The 17,263-nt window shown below is 57.5% G+C and carries 17 protein-coding genes and 1 other annotated feature; of the genes, 4 read left to right on the top strand and 13 right to left on the bottom strand.

The genetic code is table 11. From position 1 onward, the window contains the following. Window positions 1–36 precede the first annotated feature (36 nt). From hisIE to hisL, 9 genes are all read right to left on the bottom strand, one after another. Window positions 37–648 (bottom strand): bifunctional phosphoribosyl-AMP cyclohydrolase/phosphoribosyl-ATP diphosphatase HisIE, encoded by a 612-nt coding sequence (hisIE, locus tag AAH446_RS10290; RefSeq protein WP_342906617.1) that lies wholly within the window; start codon window positions 646–648, stop codon window positions 37–39. Continuing rightward, a complete protein-coding gene (gene hisF / locus AAH446_RS10295; RefSeq protein WP_342906618.1) occupies window positions 642–1,418 on the bottom strand; it encodes an imidazole glycerol phosphate synthase subunit HisF in 777 nt (258 codons plus the stop codon). Before hisF ends, hisIE begins: the two co-directional genes overlap by 7 nt. Then, window positions 1,400–2,134: a 1-(5-phosphoribosyl)-5-[(5-phosphoribosylamino)methylideneamino]imidazole-4-carboxamide isomerase gene (hisA, locus tag AAH446_RS10300; protein ID WP_342906619.1), complete on the bottom strand. Its 735-nt coding sequence runs from the start codon at window positions 2,132–2,134 to the stop codon at window positions 1,400–1,402. Before hisA ends, hisF begins: the two co-directional genes overlap by 19 nt. A 2-nt stretch (window positions 2,135–2,136) precedes the next feature. Then, window positions 2,137–2,727 carry an imidazole glycerol phosphate synthase subunit HisH gene (gene hisH, locus AAH446_RS10305; RefSeq protein ID WP_342906620.1) on the bottom strand — a complete coding sequence of 197 codons (591 nt, stop codon included), beginning with the start codon at window positions 2,725–2,727 and terminating at the stop codon, window positions 2,137–2,139. After that, the gene (gene hisB / locus AAH446_RS10310) at window positions 2,727–3,794 is read right to left on the bottom strand and encodes a bifunctional histidinol-phosphatase/imidazoleglycerol-phosphate dehydratase HisB (protein WP_342906621.1); all 1,068 of its coding nucleotides are present in this window, start codon (window positions 3,792–3,794) and stop codon (window positions 2,727–2,729) included. Before hisB ends, hisH begins: the two co-directional genes overlap by 1 nt. After that, window positions 3,791–4,882 carry a histidinol-phosphate transaminase gene (hisC, locus tag AAH446_RS10315; protein WP_342906622.1) on the bottom strand — a complete coding sequence of 364 codons (1,092 nt, stop codon included), beginning with the start codon at window positions 4,880–4,882 and terminating at the stop codon, window positions 3,791–3,793. The genes hisB and hisC overlap by 4 nt, the downstream gene beginning before the upstream one ends. Then, window positions 4,882–6,186: a histidinol dehydrogenase gene (gene hisD, locus AAH446_RS10320; protein WP_342906623.1), complete on the bottom strand. Its 1,305-nt coding sequence runs from the start codon at window positions 6,184–6,186 to the stop codon at window positions 4,882–4,884. The genes hisC and hisD overlap by 1 nt, the downstream gene beginning before the upstream one ends. A 6-nt stretch (window positions 6,187–6,192) precedes the next feature. After that, the gene (gene hisG / locus AAH446_RS10325; RefSeq protein WP_342906624.1) at window positions 6,193–7,092 is read right to left on the bottom strand and encodes an ATP phosphoribosyltransferase; all 900 of its coding nucleotides are present in this window, start codon (window positions 7,090–7,092) and stop codon (window positions 6,193–6,195) included. 79 nt (window positions 7,093–7,171) lie between these two features. Then, window positions 7,172–7,293 (bottom strand) — a sequence feature (His leader region). Further along, a complete protein-coding gene (gene hisL, locus AAH446_RS10330; RefSeq protein WP_100396937.1) occupies window positions 7,269–7,316 on the bottom strand; it encodes a his operon leader peptide in 48 nt (15 codons plus the stop codon). Its footprint overlaps the feature before it by 25 nt. 176 nt (window positions 7,317–7,492) lie before the next feature. Here hisL and AAH446_RS10335 point away from each other — a divergent pair, with 176 nt between their 5' ends. Continuing rightward, window positions 7,493–8,320: an SDR family oxidoreductase gene (locus AAH446_RS10335; RefSeq protein ID WP_342906761.1), complete on the top strand. Its 828-nt coding sequence runs from the start codon at window positions 7,493–7,495 to the stop codon at window positions 8,318–8,320. 34 nt (window positions 8,321–8,354) lie between these two features. On the opposite strand, the gene AAH446_RS10340 is transcribed toward AAH446_RS10335, so the two are convergent. The 3 genes from AAH446_RS10340 to puuD form a co-directional block, all read right to left on the bottom strand. Further along, on the bottom strand, window positions 8,355–9,632 hold the full coding sequence (locus AAH446_RS10340) for an NAD(P)/FAD-dependent oxidoreductase (RefSeq protein ID WP_342906625.1): 1,278 nt from the start codon (window positions 9,630–9,632) through the stop codon (window positions 8,355–8,357). Between the two features lie 72 nt (window positions 9,633–9,704). After that, window positions 9,705–10,262: an HTH-type transcriptional regulator PuuR gene (gene puuR / locus AAH446_RS10345; protein ID WP_342906626.1), complete on the bottom strand. Its 558-nt coding sequence runs from the start codon at window positions 10,260–10,262 to the stop codon at window positions 9,705–9,707. Further along, window positions 10,259–11,023, bottom strand: a complete 765-nt coding sequence (gene puuD, locus AAH446_RS10350; RefSeq protein WP_342906627.1) for a gamma-glutamyl-gamma-aminobutyrate hydrolase — start codon at window positions 11,021–11,023, stop codon at window positions 10,259–10,261. The genes puuR and puuD overlap by 4 nt, the downstream gene beginning before the upstream one ends. Window positions 11,024–11,246: 223 nt before the next feature. On the opposite strand from puuD, the gene AAH446_RS10355 reads away from it, so the two are divergent. From AAH446_RS10355 to AAH446_RS10365, 3 genes are all read left to right on the top strand, one after another. Next, on the top strand, window positions 11,247–12,665 hold the full coding sequence (locus AAH446_RS10355) for a glutamine synthetase family protein (RefSeq protein ID WP_342906628.1): 1,419 nt from the start codon (window positions 11,247–11,249) through the stop codon (window positions 12,663–12,665). An 11-nt stretch (window positions 12,666–12,676) separates the two neighbouring features. Then, the gene (gabT, locus tag AAH446_RS10360) at window positions 12,677–13,975 is read left to right on the top strand and encodes a 4-aminobutyrate--2-oxoglutarate transaminase (protein ID WP_342906629.1); all 1,299 of its coding nucleotides are present in this window, start codon (window positions 12,677–12,679) and stop codon (window positions 13,973–13,975) included. 321 nt (window positions 13,976–14,296) lie between these two features. Next, the gene (locus AAH446_RS10365) at window positions 14,297–15,664 is read left to right on the top strand and encodes an APC family permease (RefSeq protein ID WP_342906630.1); all 1,368 of its coding nucleotides are present in this window, start codon (window positions 14,297–14,299) and stop codon (window positions 15,662–15,664) included. A gap of 89 nt (window positions 15,665–15,753) precedes the next feature. Here AAH446_RS10365 and sbcB read toward each other — a convergent pair whose 3' ends face one another. Further along, window positions 15,754–17,181, bottom strand: a complete 1,428-nt coding sequence (sbcB, locus tag AAH446_RS10370; protein WP_342906631.1) for an exodeoxyribonuclease I — start codon at window positions 17,179–17,181, stop codon at window positions 15,754–15,756. Window positions 17,182–17,263 lie beyond the last annotated feature (82 nt).

Below are 17,263 nucleotides of genomic sequence, written 5' to 3' on the forward strand. Positions count from 1 at the left end.
AAAAGGCCGGTTTCCCGGCCTTAGAGACGTAACAGGTTACTTGTGACGCTGACGAAGATTATTGATCACGTGGCTGAGATCAAGCTCCTGATCCTGAAGCAGAACCAGCAGGTGATAGATCAGATCGGAAGCTTCGTTGGTCAGCTCTTCACGGTCGTTTACCGTGGCAGCCAGCGCAGTCTCCACGCCTTCCTCACCCACTTTCTGGGCGATGCGTTTCGTTCCGCTGGCATAGAGGCTGGCGGTATAGGAACTGTTCGGATCGGCATGTTTCCGCTCCGCCAGCAGCTGTTCCAACTGATACAGAAACGTCCATTCCGGTACCGCCGGTGAAAAGCAGCTTGATGTACCCAGATGACAGGTCGGCCCGATGGGGTTGGCCAGGATCAACAGCGTATCGTTGTCGCAGTCCGGGGTGATACTGACTACGTTAAGGTAGTTTTCCGAGGTTTCACCTTTCGTCCAGAGCCGCTGTTTGGTACGTGACCAGAAGGTCACTTTACCTATCTCCAGCGTTTTTGCCAGCGCCTGCTGGTTCATATAGCCATGCATCAGCACTTCACCGGAGACGGCGTGCTGTACGATGGCCGGCATCATGCCGTCGGTTTTTTCCCAGTCAAGCCGGGCCAGCTGTTGTTCTGTTAACACGCGCGGATCTCCACACCTTTTTCAATCAGGAACCTTTTCAGCTCACCGATATTGATAATCTGCTTATGAAAGACGGAGGCGGCCAGCGCACCATCGACGTCCGCATCGCGGAAAGCCTGATGGAAGTGCTCCATCGTGCCAGCGCCGCCGGAAGCGATCAGCGGTACGTTGCACACTTCACGGACTTTTTGCAGCTGGATCAGGTCGTAGCCATTACGTACGCCATCCTGATTCATCATATTCAGGACGATTTCGCCCGCGCCGCGCAGCTGCACCTCTCTGACCCACTCAAGCGTTTCCCACCCGGTGACTTTGGTACGGCTTTCATCACCGGTGTACTGGTTAACGTGATACTTGCCGCTCTGGCTGTCATGCCAGGTATCAATTCCCACCACGATGCACTGCACGCCAAAACGATCGGCCAGTCGGTTAATCAGCGTTGGGTCGGCCAGCGCCGGAGAATTGATGGAAATTTTGTCCGCGCCGAAGGAGAGGATATGCGCTGCATCTTCGGCTGACTTAATGCCGCCCGCGACGCAGAAAGGGATATCGATCACTTCGGCAACGCGTGACACCCAGCTTTTATCCACGACTCTGCCGTCGGAAGAGGCGGTAATATCATAAAAAACCAGCTCATCGGCCCCTTCCTGCGCATAACGCTGCGCCAGCGGCACGATATCGCCGATGATTTCGTGATTGCGGAACTGTACGCCCTTAACCACCTGGCCGTCACGCACGTCCAGGCAGGGGATTATCCGTTTTGCCAGCATGAGATTGCCTCCGTGACGGTGAATTTGCCTTCGAGCAGCGCACGGCCCACGATCACGCCCTGAGCGCCGCTGCCGCGAAGGGCCGCAATATCGTCCAGCGAACCGATGCCGCCCGAGGACTGAAACGCAATAGCGGGATAGCGTGCAGCCACCTCGCGATAGAGCGCGACGTTGGAACCGCTGAGCGTCCCGTCGCGCGAAATATCGGTACAGAGAACGTGCTTCAGGCCGAAGGGACTGTACTGTTCAATTACCTCTTCCAGCGTGACGCCAGCCGCTTCCTGCCAGCCGCTGATCGCCACTTCCTTACGGTCGCCCTCAATGCGGACATCCAGCGCCAGCACAATCGCCTCAGCGCCATACTGCCGGAACCAGTTCTGGACTTCTTCCGGCTGCTTTACGGCGGTGGAGCCGACCACAACCCGGCTCGCTCCCGCTTCCAGCAGGGCTTCCACATCTTCACGACTGCGGATGCCGCCACCAACCTGTACCGGGACGCTGACGCCTGCCAGCAGCTTTTTCAGCAAAGGGATCTGGCGAGCCGACGGCGTTTTCGCGCCGGTCAGATCGACCAGGTGCAGGATGCTAGCGCCCTGAGCTTCGTAATCCTGCAGGCGGGGCAGCGGATCGCTGCCGTAGTCGCGCTGCTGGCCGTAGTCACCCTGATGGAGGCGCACTACGTTGCCATCAATCAAATCTAGTGCGGGAATGATCACCGTTACATCTCCAGAAAGTTTTTCAGCAGCTGTGCGCCAGCGGCGCCGGAACGCTCGGGGTGGAACTGCACGCCGAAGAAGTTATCTTTCTCCACGGCGGCGGTGAAGGCTTCACCATAGCTGCACTGCGCGATGGTGTACTCATTCACCGGCATGGCATAGCCATGAACGAAATAGAAGTACGAACCGTCGGGAATGCCGCGAAACAGATGGTTACCCGCCTGAGAAGTAATCTGGTTCCAGCCCATGTGGGGCAGCGGCAGGCCGTGGTCGATCATGCGCTTCACCGGCCGGTCGATAATGCCGAGCGTTTTGATGCCGCCACTTTCATCGCTTTCCGCACCCAGCAGCTGCATTCCGAGACAGATGCCGAGAACGGGCTGGGTACAGGCTCTGATCAGCTCGATCAGCTCGCGCTCCGCCAGCTGGTCCATCGCGGCCCGGGCGGTACCGACGCCGGGCAGGAAAAGTTTATCCGCCTGCAGCACGATTTCAGACTCGCGGCTGACAACGGGATCGTAGCCCAGGCGCTGCACCGCCCATTTTACCGAAGAGAGGTTGGCGCAGCCGGTATCCAGAATGACCACATCCATCACAGCACTCCTTTTGAGCTGGGCAGGGTGTTGCCCTCCACGCGAATGGCCTGGCGCAGCGTGCGGCCAAAGACTTTAAACAGACTCTCGACGCGGTGGTGATCGTTTTTGCCTTTGGTTTTCAGGTGCAGGGTGCTGGCCATCGTGTAGGAGAGCGAGCGGAAGAAGTGCTCGACCATCTCAGTGCTCAAATCCCCCACACGCTGATAGTTGAACTCCGCTTTATATTCCAGATGTGGACGGCCGGAGATATCAAGCGCGCAGCGCGCCAGGCACTCATCCATCGGCAGCACGAAGCCGAAGCGGCCGATGCCGCGCTTATCCCCAAGCGCCTTGAGCAGCGCTTCGCCCAGCGCCAGACCGGTATCTTCTACCGTGTGATGATCGTCGATATAGAGATCGCCTTTTACCTCAACATTCATGCGGAAGCCGCCATGGGTGGCAATCTGATCCAGCATATGATCGAAAAAGCCCACGCCGGTGTTGAAACGGCTCTCACCTTCGCGATCCAGCCAGACTTCAACCTTAACCTGCGTTTCTTTCGTATTACGGTTCACCAGCGCATGGCGATCGCGCTGCGTCAGCTGCTGCTGAATCATCTGCCAGGTCAGGCCGTTCTGCGAGTAGTGCAGCGCGCCGATTCCCATATTGTTCGCCAGCTGTACGTCCGTGAGGCGATCGCCAATCACATAGCTGTTGATGGTATCCAGTACGCCCTCTGCCAGCCAGGTTTCCACCATTTTGGTGCCAGGCTTACGGCAGAGGCAGTTATCCTCGGGCAGATGCGGGCAAATCAGGACATCGTCAAATTTTACGCCCTGTGAACTCAGTATCTGCATCATCAGGTTATGCGGGCCATCAAAGTCCGCCTGAGGGAAGCTGCTGCTGCCCAGTCCGTCCTGATTGGTGATCATCACCAGGCGGTAACCTGCGGTCTGCAGCGCCAGCAGGGCAGGGATCACATCCGGCTCAAAGGCCAGCTTGCTCAGGCTGTCCACCTGAAAATCTTCCGGTGGCTCGGCGATAATCGTGCCGTCACGATCGATAAAAAGAACTTTCTGGCTCATGCTTGCTCCATGGAAACGGACGTGCCGGGTAAGGTTTTCAGCGCGCTGATTAGGCGTTCGCTCTCTTCACGGGTGCCAATTGAGATGCGCAGACAGCCGGAAAGCCCCTGCTGCTTATTCTGGTCCCGCAGAATAATGCCCCGATCCCACAGCGATTTAAAGACCTCACTGGCAGCGGTGAAGCGGACAAGAAGGTAGTTAGTCTGGCTCGCGAATACGGTCTCCACGCAGGCACACTGACGAAGTTCCTCCGTCAGCCATTCACGGGTGGCGATAGTTTCGCTGACGTGCTGTTTCATCAGCGTCAGGCCCTGCTCGCTCAGCGCCTGGGTCGCGATGTCGGCAACCGGCGTCGAGAGCGGATAGGGCGCGATGACCTTCATTAACAGCGCAATGACGTCGGCATTAGCCAGCGTAAAGCCGCAGCGCAGGCCCGCCAGCGCGAAAGCTTTGGACAGCGTGCGCAGCACCACGAGGTGCGGATATTCCGCCAGCCAGCCGGTGAGCGTCGCTTCCGGGCAGAACTCAATGTATGCCTCATCCGCCACCACCAGCGCTTTGTCGCGGGTCATCTCCAGAAGCTGGCGGAGATCGTCGGGATTCACCAGATTGCCGGTCGGATTATTGGGGCTACAGACGTAAATCACCTTAACGCCGTCAAGCTTGTCTGCAATCGCAGGTAGGTTGAGCTGCCAGTTGTCACGCGCTGCAACCGTGCGATATTCCACGCCAAAGGTTTCAGCGCTGACGCTGTACATCCCGTAGGTGGGCGGGCAGAACAGCACCGCATCTTTGCCCGGTTCGCAAAAGGCCCGGATCAACAGCTCAATGCCCTCATCGGCGCCACGGCTCACCAGCACCTGCTCCGTCGCCAGACCGGCATAGGCGGCATAGCGGGCGATAAGCTCTTTAGGCTGACACTCCGGATAGCGGTTCAGCGTCTGCTGGCTGAGATCGAACGGCACCGCCAGCGGATATTCATTAGCGTTCAGCCAGACGTCGCCGTTGCCGCCCAGCCGGCGGGCGGACTGGTAGGGCGTTAACGCACGAACATTGGCGCGGGCCAGCGCTTCAATTTTGCTGCTCATCAATCCTCCCGGAGCGCGTCAACGCGCAGCGTGACGGCATTTTTATGCGCGGTCAGCTGCTCTGCCGCCGCCAGTATTTCAATGGTAGATGCCAGTCCCATAAAGCCCTGCTTTGTCAGCTCCTGCACGGTCATACGCTTCTGAAAATCGGCCAGCCCCAGGCTTGAGCAGGTTGACGTGTAGCCATAAGTGGGCAGCACGTGGTTGGTGCCGGAAGCGTAATCCCCGGCCGATTCCGGAGACCAGTCACCGAGGAAGACCGAACCGGCGTTGGTAATGCTGTCAATCAGTTCCCGGGCGTTGCGGGTCTGAATAATCAGATGCTCAGGCCCGTAGCGGTTGCTGATCTCCACGCACTGCGCGATATCCCGGGTGACGATCAGGCGGCTGCTCGCCAGCGCCTGACGGGCGGTTGCTGCCCGGGGTAGCGCCGCAAGCTGATTCTCCACCGCCGCAGCAACGGCCGTAGCCATCTCTGCCGAAGGCGTCAGCAGGATAACCTGCGAATCCGGCCCGTGTTCCGCCTGGGATAGCAGATCGGAGGCGACAAAATCGGGCGTCGCGCCGGCATCGGCAATCACCAGCACTTCTGAAGGACCCGCTGGCATATCGATGGCGGCGCCGTCCAGACGCTGGCTGACCTGGCGCTTGGCCTCGGTCACGTAAGCGTTGCCCGGACCGAAAATTTTATCGACTTTCGGTACGGACGCCGTCCCCAGCGCGAGCGCGGCGATGGCCTGCGCGCCGCCCACCTGGAACACTTCCTTCACCCCACACAGCTTCGCCGCATAGAGGATTTCGTCAGCAACCGGCGGCGGCGAGCAGAGCACCACGCGCCGGCAGCCTGCGATTCGCGCCGGCGTGGCGAGCATCAGCACCGTTGAAAATAGTGGCGCAGAACCGCCCGGAATATAGAGGCCGACCGCGTCAACCGGCCGGGTAATCTGCTGGCAGCGTACGCCGGGCTGCGTTTCGATATCGACGGGCGGCAGCGTTTGTGCGACGTGGAAGGTCTCAATATTGCTGACGGCGACGGCCATCGCCTGCTTAAGTTCATCGCTCAGGCGGGCAGATGCGGCTTCTATCTGTGCATCAGTAACTTTAAGCGCATCCACCTGCGTTTTATCAAAGGTGGCGCTGTAGTAACGCAGCGCGTCATCACCTTCCGCCTTCACCCGATCCAGAATGGCGCGTACGGTGAGGGTTATGTTTTCTGAGGCAGAGATAGCCGGGCGGGTCAGCAGCCTTTGCTGTTCCTCTGCGCCGCAGGTCTGCCAGTCGATGGGGGTCGCGAAGTTTGCCATTGATTGTTACTCCATCATCTTCTCAATAGGCAGCACGAGAATGGAGCTGGCGCCCAGCGCCTTCAGCTTCTCCATGGTTTCCCAGAAGAGAGTTTCGCTGCTGACCATGTGCATAGCCACGCGGCTCTTGTCACCCGCCAGCGGCAGGACGGTCGGACGTTCAGCGCCGGGTAGAAGGGAGATAATGTCTTCCAGCTTCTCGCTTGGCGCGTGCAGCATGATGTATTTGGATTCGCGTGCCTGGATGACGCCCTGAATGCGGGTCATCAGCTTATCAATCAGCTCCTGCTTGGTGCCCGGCATCTCGCCGTCGCGCTGAATAAGGCAGGCTTTGGAGCGGTAAATCACATCGACTTCACGCAGGCCATTGGCCTCCAGGGTGGCACCGGTTGAAACCAGATCGCAGATGGCATCGGCCAGACCAGCGCGTGGCGCTACTTCGACGGAGCCGTTTAGCAGGCAGGATTTAAACGCAATACCCTGTTTGTCGAGATACTGCTTTAGCAGGTGAGGATAAGAAGTGGCGATGCGGGCGTTTTGCAGACACTGCGGACCGGTATATTCATCATCGACCGGCATTGCCAGCGAGAGGCGGCAGCCGCCGAAATCGAGACGACGCAGGGTGAGATAGCGGGGATCTTCACCCTGGGCGCGGCGGTTAAGCAGCTCCTCTTCCAGCACGTTCTCACCGATAATGCCCAGATCCACCACGCCGTCCATCACCAGACCGGGGATATCGTCGTCGCGCACGCGCAGAATATCGATGGGCATATTTTCTGCGAAGGCAATCAGACGCTGCTGTTGCAGGTTAATTTTAATGCCGCAGCGGGCCAGCAATTCGCGTGATTCATCGCTTAAACGGCCGGATTTCTGCATAGCTATGCGTAAACGTGTGTTATCTAACATCGGTACTTATCCTCTTTGCCTGTCTGCTTCGACGTCTGTTTATCCGCATTCAACCTAATCTGGGCCGGACTCGCGTCCAAAAAAAAAGCCCCCGGAAGACGATCTTCCGGGGGCTCTCTTGCGTTCTGCACCACTGGAAGATCCTGAATGTCTTCCAGCACACATCGCCTGAAAGACTAGTCAGGGTGATGGTGATGATGATGGTTGAACTGAACGCGTGTCATAAAATTCTCTTGGATGAATGTATATTCATTTCGTAAGCAATAACCTAACCGGGATAGCGGACGTGCGCAACCCTTTTTTTCGGTGAGGAAAGATAAACGGCGCTGACGGATTGTCACTGGCGCTGGCCTGACGTAGCTTAGAGGGATTGACGTTGGATAAGCAAAGGATGGACGGCATGAAAAAAGTGGCGATTGTAGGGTTAGGCTGGCTTGGAATGCCGCTGGGGCTTTCCCTGAAGGCGCGCGGATGGCAGGTCGTGGGCAGCAAAACCACGCAGGATGGCGTGGATGCCGCCCGCATGTGCGGCATCGAAGGCTACCTGTTGACGCTGACTCCCGAGCTGGAATGCGACGCTGACGATCTTGAAGCGTTAATGAAGGTAGATGCCCTGATCGTAACGCTCCCCGCCAGCCGGACGGCGGAAGGAGGCGATAATTACCTTCTTGCCGTGCAGCAGATTGTGGACAGTGCGCTCTCGTACGCTGTGCCGAGGATTATATTCACCAGCTCTACCTCGGTCTATGGCAGCGGCTCGGGCGTGATGAAGGAAGAGAGTCCGCTTGAGCCAGTGACCGTTGCCGGCAAAACGTTGAAGGAGCTGGAAGAGTGGCTACACCAGCTTCCCGGTACCTCCGTTGATATCCTGAGGCTCTCCGGGCTGGTGGGGCCGGAACGTCATCCTGGCCGTTTTCTGGCCGGGAAACGCGATCTGGCTAACGGCTCGCACGGCGTGAATCTGGTGCATCTTGAGGATGTTATCGGAGCGATTACGCTGCTGCTGGAGACGCCTGAAGGGGGGCATATTTATAACCTGAGCGCACCAGAGCATCCTGCACGCAGCGAATACTATCCTGCGGTAGCGCGCCAGCTTGAGCTGACGCCGCCCACATTCCAGCCGGAAGAGGGCGAGGATAAAGGGAAGATTGTCGACGGCAGTCAGATTTGCAAAGACCTGGGATTTGAATACCGCTATGCCGATCCTGCCCGGATGCCGCTGCTTTAGCGACGCCCGCGTTCGCCGGTGAGGAAGGCTGGCGTTATACCCCCAGCCTGTCCCGCAGTGAATACCATGCCGCGCCAATCGCCGTTAACGGCACGCTGAGACGGCGACCGCCGGGAAAGGGCTGATGCGGCAGTTTTGCAAAGGCATCAAAGCGTTCAGGGCGGCCGCCCATCGCTTCCGACACCAGCTTCCCGGCCAGATGCGTAAAGGTGACGCCATGGCCGCTGTCGCCCTGAACATAATAAACGCCGTTCTCCAGCCGGCCGATTTGCGGCATGCGGGAGAGCGTCAGCAGAAAATTGCCGCTCCAGGCGTAATCGAAGGCGATGCCCGCCAGCTGTGGGAATGTTTTCAGCAGTTTTGGCCGGATCAGCGCGGCGATATCATCCGGCTCCTTCGCCCCGTAGATGACGCCGCCGCCGTAGAGAAGACGGTTATCGGCGGTCAGGCGGAAGTAATCCAGCAGATAGTTACAATCCTCCACGCAGTAGTTATTAGGCAGCAGCGCCAGCGCTTTATCGGCTGACAGCGGCTCACTGGTCACGATCTGTGAGCCGCAGGGAATGCTCAGTCGGGTCAGCCTGGGTTCAAGATGCGGCGCAAGATAGGCATTACCGGCGAAAATAACATATTTTGCAGCAACGTTGCCCTGCGCCGTCTGGATCTGGTGCGGCGCACCATAGCTGACCGAGGTTACCGGCGACCTTTCGTAGATGCGTCCTCCGTGGCGGCGGATCGCTTCTGCTTCACCCAGCGCCAGGTTCAGCGGATGAAGATGACCGCCGCGATGATCCAGCAGGCCGCCAACGTAGCGATCGCTGCCAACTTCGCGCCGGATACCCGCCTCGCCCAGTAGCTCCGTCTCATGATTTCCGTACGCCTGCCAGCGCGCATGCTGCGCTTTAAGATGCTGAAACTGGCGCTTGTTCAGCGCCGCAAAGATGCCGCCCGCACGGTAGTCGCAGGCGATGGCGTAGCGATCGATGCGGTCGCGGATAACGCCCGCGCCTTCGAACATCATGCTGCCCAGCAGCTGGGCAATTTCTTTGCCGTAGCGCTGCTCAATCACATCGACGTCGCGGCTGTAGGAGTTAACGACCTGGCCGCCGTTACGGCCGCTGGCACCATAGCCGATGCGGGCAGCCTCCAGCAGCACCACATCATAGCCCGCCTCAGTCAGATAGAGTGCAGAGGAGAGGCCGGTAAACCCGCCGCCAATCACGCAAACGTCGCACTGAATGCTGTCGTTAAGCTGCGGCCAGGGAGCATGAGGATTCGCCGTGGCGGTGTAGTAATTTTTCACATAATCCATCACTTCCTCCTGAATGGAATCCTCTCCCCGGACGCTGAACGCCTGTCAGCAGAGAAGGTGGCTAGGGGCTAATCAGAACGTTGCCGGTGTATGCGCACTGACAATGCGGCACGGCTGCGTTGAGGCGTTAGTAAAGCTGTGAGGATGGCCGGTATTTATAACGTAACTCTGCCCGGCGTGGAGATGGTAACTCTCGCCATTAATAGTCAGCGTGATTTGTCCTTCAAGAAGCGTACCGGTCTCCTCTCCCGGATGCCGGATTTTTTCCCCGGTTGTCGCACCGGGTTCGTAGGTTTCCAGCAGCATCGCCAGCGTCCGCTCTGGATTACCGTTATGAATCAGCCGCAGCGAGACGCCCTGACCGCCGATATCAATCAGATCTTCCGCCTCAACGACCACTTCAGGCGTTTTGACCCTTGTCGGTTCTGAGAAAAACTCAGAAAGCGACAGCCCGTACACCTTCAGCAGTTTTTGCAGCGTGCTCACCGCAGGGCTGACCTTATCCTGCTCAATGGTGCTGATGGCGCTGTGCGTCAGACCGGCAAGCTCCGCAACACGCCGCTGCGATAATCCCATCTGCTGGCGGATAGTGGACAACCGCCGACCCGGAGCCAGTGTGGTATCAGTCATAACCCTGTTTCCTTTCGTTGCCTTTGGCAGGCCTGGATAAATCCTCCGAAGAGCTGACGCGAAAGCGGAGCGCTCTCGCTCTGCCATTCGGGATGCCACTGCACCGCCAGCGCAAAAGGGTGGTCCCGCAGGCTGACGGCTTCCGGCAGGCCATCACCGGCCAGCGCTTCGATGCGAAGCCGGGCGCCCAGCGAGCGGATCCCCTGCTGATGCAGCGAATTAACGCTGAACCCCTGCCGGCCTTCTGCCAGCTCTGCCAGCAGCCCACCGGGTTGAATATGAATATCATGAACGGGGGCATAGCGTTCACTAAGGGGCTGGCTGGCATTTTCACGATGCTCCTGAAAGCCGGGTACATGGTGGAGTCGCGGGTGAAGGCTGCCGCCCGTGGCAACCACAAGCTCCTGAAGACCACGACAAATGCCCAACAGCGGTAACTGCCGGTGAAGAGCGGCTTCGGTCAGGGCAAAGGCCAGCCGGTCGCGCCCCGGGTCGGCATCGTCTCCCGCCGCGGTGTCGCCGTAATGATGCGGTTCAATATTACTTGAGCTGCCGGTCAGCAACACACCTTGCAGTGAGTCAAGCATCTGCTCCGGCAGGGAAGGCAAAGAAGATAAGTTATGCGGCAGCGCCAGAGGTATCCCGCCCGCCAGCATCACCGCATCCAGATATTTGTTATGCACCATCTGCGCCGGATGACCGTCATGAGTAATCTGGCACATCACCACGCCAATCAACGGCTTGTTCAATATATTGCCCATTTTCATCCTGCCAGCGTGTCAACTATATCTACCGCAGAAAGCGCAAACGGCGCTGTTTTGTCCAATATATTTACAACTTAGCAATCACCTGCTCAATTTTCAAACGGATTTAGCGGTCAGATAAAGTTCAATGTTGCATTTGATTAAGCCAAATGTTGGCGCTATGTTAGAAATGTGGCTGTTATTTTGAGCAACGCTCAGTGACTGAACGAAGGCGGGTGGTATGATGACCAATCTTGTCGAAGTGGAAGACTTCACGCGGCACAGTGAAGAGAAACGAACCAGCGCGTTCCAGCAAGAAGTCAGCGCTTATCTGGAACGCCATCCTCAAACGCAATTTGTCGATATTCTGCTTAACGATCTCAACGGCGTCTTTCGGGGAAAACGCATCCCCATTACCAACCTGAAGAAACTGGAAAAAGGCTGCTATTTTCCCGCCTCTGTCTTTGCCATGGACATCCTCGGTAATACGGTTGAAGAAGCTGGCCTCGGCCAGGCGCTGGGTGAACCCGATAACATTTGTGTCCCGGTAGAAGGCTCGCTCATTCCCTCCGCAGCCGATCCGGATAACCTGGCGCAGATTCTTCTGACCATGCGTAATCAAGATGGTACTCCCTTTGACGTTGAACCCCGTAATGTCCTTAACCATCTCTGGCAGCAGCTGCGTAACAGAGGGTTATTTCCGGTGGTAGCGGTAGAGCTGGAGTTCTATCTGGTGGATAAAAAGCGCGATGCCGACGGCTTTATTCAGCCGCCCTGCGCACCGGGTAGCGATGAGCGAAACCGGCAAAGTCAGGTTTACTCGGTTGATAATCTCGACCATTTTGCGGAAGTGCTAAGCGATATCGACGAACTCGCCAGGCGACAGGGCATTCCTGCCGATGGCGCCCTGGCGGAAGCCTCACCGGGACAGTTTGAAATCAACCTGCACCATACCCGTAACGTGCTGAACGCCTGCGACCATGCGGTGCAGCTTAAGCGGCTGGTACGACAGGTGGCAGAGAATCATGGGATGAACGCCACCTTTATGGCCAAACCCTATGAAGAGTATGCAGGAAGCGGCATGCATATTCATATCAGCATGCTGGACGCCGCCGACCACAACGCATTCGCCGGTGATGACGGCAGCGACTCCCCTTTGCTTAAGCGCTCGCTGGCCGGGATGATCGACCTGATGCCCGCCTCAATGGCGCTGCTGGCGCCAAACGTAAACGCCTACCGCCGATTCCTTCCCGATGCTTTTGTGCCGCTACAGGCTTCCTGGGGGCACAATAACCGTACCGTTGCGCTACGCATTCCCTGTGGCGAGCGTGAAAATCACCGCATCGAATATCGCGTTGCGGGCGCCGACGCTAATCCTTATCTGGTCGTGGCGGCCGTCCTGGCCGGGATACTGCACGGTCTGGATAATCCGTTACCTCTGCCGTCTGCGGTACAGGGCAACGGCCATGAAGCGGTAGGGAATCCCCTGCCGGTTCGTCAGAGTGATGCGCTATGCGAATTTGAACAAAGCGCGGCGCTGCAACAGCTGCTGGGTGGCCGTTTCGCCTACGTCTGGCACAGCTGTAAACATTATGAGCTGATGCACTTTGAACGTCTGATTACCGCAACGGAAATCGACTGGATGCTGAAAAACGCCTGAGGGGGCGCAAGATGAGTCAGACTAATCAGCAGTGGCAGCAGCGGCGTGAAACGGCGGTCACGGCGGGCGTTGGGAACTCACTTCAGGTTTACGTAGCAAAAGCGCTTAATGCGGAAATCTGGGACGTGGAGGGGAAACACTATATCGATTTCGCTTCCGGCATTGCGGTCGTCAACACCGGACATAACCATCCTGAAGTCATCCGGGCGGTAGCAGCGCAACTGGAATGCTTTACCCATCCCTGTTTTCAGGTCACGCCCTACGGTAGCTACATAGAACTGGCCGAACGGCTGAATGAACGGGTGCCGATCGGCGAACCCACCCAGACGCTGCTGATGACCACCGGCGCGGAAGCGGTGGAAAATGCCATTAAGATCGCGAGGATCGCCACGGGGCGCAGCGGCGTCATCGCCTTTCGCGGCGGCTTTCACGGCCGGACCCTGCTGGGCATGGCGCTGACCGGAAAAGTCCAGCCCTATAAAAAAGGCTACGGTCCTTTTCCCGGTGGGATATTTCATGCGCCTTATCCCTGTAGCTATCTCGGCATCAGTGAATCTCAGTCGCTGGCTGCGCTACAGGGAATATTTGCCGCTGACGTCTCCCCTGACGATGTGGCGGCCATCATTATTGAGCCGGTCCAGGGAGAAGGGGGCTTTTATGCCGCGCCTGCCAGCTTTCTACAGCAGCTGCGCGCTGTTTGCAGCGAGCACGGGATTGTCCTGATCGCCGATGAAATACAGAGCGGCTTCTGCCGGACCGGGAAAACTTTTGCCATAGAGCACAGCGGTGTGGAACCGGACATCGTGACGATGGCGAAAAGCCTTGCGGGAGGCTTTCCTCTCTCTGCGGTCGTGGGGCGAAAATCGCTGATGGCGCGCGCGCAGGCCGGGGGATTAGGCGGCACCTATGCCGGATCGCCTGTCAGTATTGCCGCCGCGCTGGCAGTTGTGCAGCTGATTGACGATGAGCAGTTAAACCAGCGGGCAGTGCAGCAGGGGGAATGGCTGATGACGGCGCTGCGACAGATGGCGGAAGAGTTTGACGCTATTGGCGAGGTGCGCGGGGTCGGGGCGATGGTGGCGATAGAGCTGGTCGAGGCGGGCGACGGCAGCAGGCCCGATAAGGCAATCACCCAGGCGCTGGTGCAGGAGGCTGGCCGGCAGGGGCTGATTTTGCTCTCCTGCGGCGTGCGTGGAAATGTGATTCGTTTTCTTATTCCGCTTACGGCCAGCAAAGAAATTGTGATGGAAGGCCTGAAACGCTTGTCTTCTTCCCTGCGGGTAGTGCAAAATACGCGCCCTGCAAAATGACGCTATTAACCGACGCTATCCGCGCCGGTTATTTTTTTGCAGAAACCTTATCGCATTCAAGAGGCCGGTCTAAAACCGGATAGATACACACACTTTAAACACGCACGAACGTGTCATGTTGAGGAATAAGAACAATGGGGCAGCACTTATTTACTCCGGCTCGCGCCGGCACCCGCCAGCGCGATGACTACGGCGCCATGTCAGGCTTTGCATTCACTCCCGCCTGTCAGTCCGTTCCCCCCCTCATGAAAAACTATCGCATGACGCGAAGTTTCCCTGTGGTTCAGCCCAGAAAGGTTGACGCTATGGGGAGGCTGAATCATGTCGCTTAATCACCAGACTCCTGCGGGCCAGCCGCGCGCGCATCTGAAAAAATCACTCACCCTTCTGCCCGTGGTGATGATGGGTCTTGCCTATATGCAGCCTATGACCCTGTTCGATACCTTTGGTATTGTTTCCGGGCTGACCAACGGTCACGTTGCCACGGCATACGCCTTTGCGCTGGTGGCGATATTATTTACCGCCCTGAGCTACGGTAAGCTGGTTCGCCGCTTCCCGTCAGCCGGTTCCGCCTATACCTATGCCCAGAAGGCGATCAGTCCGCACGTCGGTTTCATGGTCGGCTGGTCATCGCTGCTGGACTATCTGTTCATGCCGATGATTAACATCCTGCTGGCTAAAATCTATTTTGAAGCCCTGGTGCCGGGGATCCCATCGTGGATCTTTGTCTTCATGCTGGTCGGCTTTATGACCCTTTCTAATCTGAAGGGCATTAAAACGGTGGCCAATTTTAACAGCGTGATCGTGGTGCTTCAGGTCGCCGTGATGGTCGTCATTATGGGTATGGTCATCTATGGCGTGGCGCATGGTGAAGGTGCCGGTACTCTGGTGAGCAGCCAGCCTTTCTGGTCTGAAGATGCGCATGTTGTGCCGATGATTACCGGGGCGACTATTCTCTGCTTCTCGTTCCTCGGCTTTGACGGTATCAGCTCGCTGTCGGAAGAGACGAAAGATGCGGAACGCGTGATCCCGAAAGCGATCTTCCTGACCGCCCTGTTTGGCGGCGTGATCTTCGTCGTGGTCTCTTACTTCCTGCAGCTTTACTTTCCGGACATTTCCCGCTTTAAGGATCCGGACGCTTCTCAGCCAGAAATCATGCTTTACGTGGCAGGCAAAGCCTTCCAGTTCGGCATTCTGATTTTCTCCTGCGTGACCGTGCTGGCTTCCGGCATGGCGGCGCACGCTGGCGTGTCCCGCCTGATGTATGTGATGGGCCGTGATGGCGTATTCCCGGAGCGTTTCTTCGGCTACATTCATCCGAAGTGGCGGACCCCGGCGCTGAACGTGCTGCTGGTCGGCGTAATAGCCCTCTCATCCGTCACCTTCGATCTGGTGACCGCGACGGCGCTGATTAACTTTGGTGCGCTGGTGGCCTTCACCTTCGTGAACCTGTCGGTGATTTCGCAGTTCTGGGTGCGTGAAAAGCGCAACAAGACGCTGAAAGATAACATCAACTTTCTGCTGTTACCGCTGTGCGGTGCGCTGACGGTGGGCGCTTTGTGGATTAACCTGGAAGAGAGTTCGATGATTCTGGGTCTGGTCTGGGGCACGATTGGCCTGATTTATCTGGCGTTCGTCACCCGCAGCTTCCGTAATCCGGTGCCGCAGTGTAACGAAAAGCTGATCTGAACAGAACGGTGAAGAAAAAAGGGCGCTACGGCGCCCTTTTTGCTGGCTGTCTCTCTGTGCAAGGCCGGAGCGGACACAGAGCTATCTTCTTAAGAAACCAGTTCACGCGCATAATCAAACAGCGCCTTGAGCTGGTTCATCTTAGCCTGGTCCCCTTCATACTGAGCAAACAGGCTTTCCAGTTCCTGAACATATCCCTGCACGCGTTCAGGGTTCAGCGCTTCACGGCGATGCTGTAACCAGCGGTTCTGCTCGGCTTCATCCAGCGTGCCGGGGAAGTTGCGCGCCCGGTAGCGGAACAGCAGCTTTTCGATGCGCGCGTCATTAAACGTCAGATCCAGCGCGGGGAGATGCGCCGGCGCCGTTTGCAGAATAATCTTCATCGCTGCACGGTCGGCGTCGCTGAAGAAGCCGTCATAGAGCTGCGCATCGACATCCTCTGAAGGGCTGAAAGGTTCTGCCTCGGCGAACAGGGCGACGACCTTTTCGCGGATCTCGGGATGCTGGCGCAGCAGGGCAAGATTATCCAGGCAGTGCTGACGATCGATGCTCAGTCTCGCCGCATCTTCTGGCCGCAGCGTGCTGGCGGGCGCTACAACAGGACATTTATTAATGTGGACCAGCTTCACCGGCACGGCGGATTCCCCGCCTAAATCTTCACGACGGGTATAAAGCCGCTCGCGCAGCCGATCGGCATCAAGCGCCAGCAGCGGGGCAATATCACCCGCAAGGTCGCAGGCAATAAGCGCATTTTTATTTACCGGGTGCCAGGCCAGCGGCGCAATCCAGCTGGTATTACCGCGAAATGCGCCAAACATGCCGGAAATATGCACCAGCGGTTTCATTTGCGGGATATCAATCAGCGCGGCGATCTTTTGCTTATTGCGGTGGCTGAAAAGAAAATCATACAGCCGCGGCTGCTTTTCCTTGACCAGCTTCGCCATCGCGATGGTGGCATAGACGTCAGACATTGCATCGTGCGCATTTTCATGAGCCACGCCGTTGGCTTTGGTCAGATGCTCCAGGCGGAAGCTGGGAAAGCCCTCGTCATTTTCCGGCCATTCAATGCCTTCCGGTCGCAGCGCGTAACAGGCGCGCATCACATCCAGCAGATCCCAGCGGCTGTTGCCGTTCTGCCAGCTCCAGCCATAAGGATCGTAAAAGTTGCGGTAAAGGAGATTCCGCGTCACCTCATCGTCGAAGCGCACGTTGTTATAGCCGACAATGCAGGTGTTGGGTTCGCTGAAAAGCTGATGAATGCGCTGGGTGAACGCCGCCTCGCTGAGGCCTTTCGCCTGGGCCAGCTGCGGCGTAATGCCGGTGATCATCACCGCTTCCGGCTGCGGCAGGTAGTCATCCGCAGGGCGGCAGTAGAAAACTTCCGGCTCACCGATAATGTTGAAGTCCATATCCGTACGGATCCCGGCGAACTGCGCAGGCCTGTCCAGCGACGGGCTTTTGCCAAAGGTCTCATAGTCATGGAAAAGGAACGTAGGTTGTACTGATTTGTCTTTCACTGTTTTTCTCTGTTCACTTCTGTTCGTTAACTTCCTGAAAACGCAGTGCTCAATTTAATGCTTACGGCCTTCTACGTTCACT

The sequence above is a fragment of the Erwinia psychrophila genome, assembly GCF_039023475.1.
Classification (GTDB): Bacteria; Pseudomonadota; Gammaproteobacteria; order Enterobacterales; family Enterobacteriaceae; genus Erwinia.

Excerpts from the sequence above, each read along its gene's own strand:
- hisF (WP_342906618.1), bottom strand. The coding sequence starts at position 1,418 with ATGCTGGCAAAACGGATAATCCCCTGCCTGGACGTGCGTGACGGCCAG.
- hisH (WP_342906620.1), bottom strand. The coding sequence starts at position 2,727 with ATGGATGTGGTCATTCTGGATACCGGCTGCGCCAACCTCTCTTCGGTA.
- hisB (WP_342906621.1), bottom strand. The coding sequence starts at position 3,794 with ATGAGCCAGAAAGTTCTTTTTATCGATCGTGACGGCACGATTATCGCC.
- hisC (WP_342906622.1), bottom strand. The coding sequence starts at position 4,882 with ATGAGCAGCAAAATTGAAGCGCTGGCCCGCGCCAATGTTCGTGCGTTA.
- hisD (WP_342906623.1), bottom strand. The coding sequence starts at position 6,186 with ATGGCAAACTTCGCGACCCCCATCGACTGGCAGACCTGCGGCGCAGAG.
- hisG (WP_342906624.1), bottom strand. The coding sequence starts at position 7,092 with ATGTTAGATAACACACGTTTACGCATAGCTATGCAGAAATCCGGCCGT.
- AAH446_RS10335 (WP_342906761.1), top strand. The coding sequence starts at position 7,493 with ATGAAAAAAGTGGCGATTGTAGGGTTAGGCTGGCTTGGAATGCCGCTG.
- AAH446_RS10340 (WP_342906625.1), bottom strand. The coding sequence starts at position 9,632 with ATGGATTATGTGAAAAATTACTACACCGCCACGGCGAATCCTCATGCT.
- puuR (WP_342906626.1), bottom strand. The coding sequence starts at position 10,262 with ATGACTGATACCACACTGGCTCCGGGTCGGCGGTTGTCCACTATCCGC.
- puuD (WP_342906627.1), bottom strand. The coding sequence starts at position 11,023 with ATGGGCAATATATTGAACAAGCCGTTGATTGGCGTGGTGATGTGCCAG.
- AAH446_RS10355 (WP_342906628.1), top strand. The coding sequence starts at position 11,247 with ATGATGACCAATCTTGTCGAAGTGGAAGACTTCACGCGGCACAGTGAA.
- gabT (WP_342906629.1), top strand. The coding sequence starts at position 12,677 with ATGAGTCAGACTAATCAGCAGTGGCAGCAGCGGCGTGAAACGGCGGTC.
- AAH446_RS10365 (WP_342906630.1), top strand. The coding sequence starts at position 14,297 with ATGTCGCTTAATCACCAGACTCCTGCGGGCCAGCCGCGCGCGCATCTG.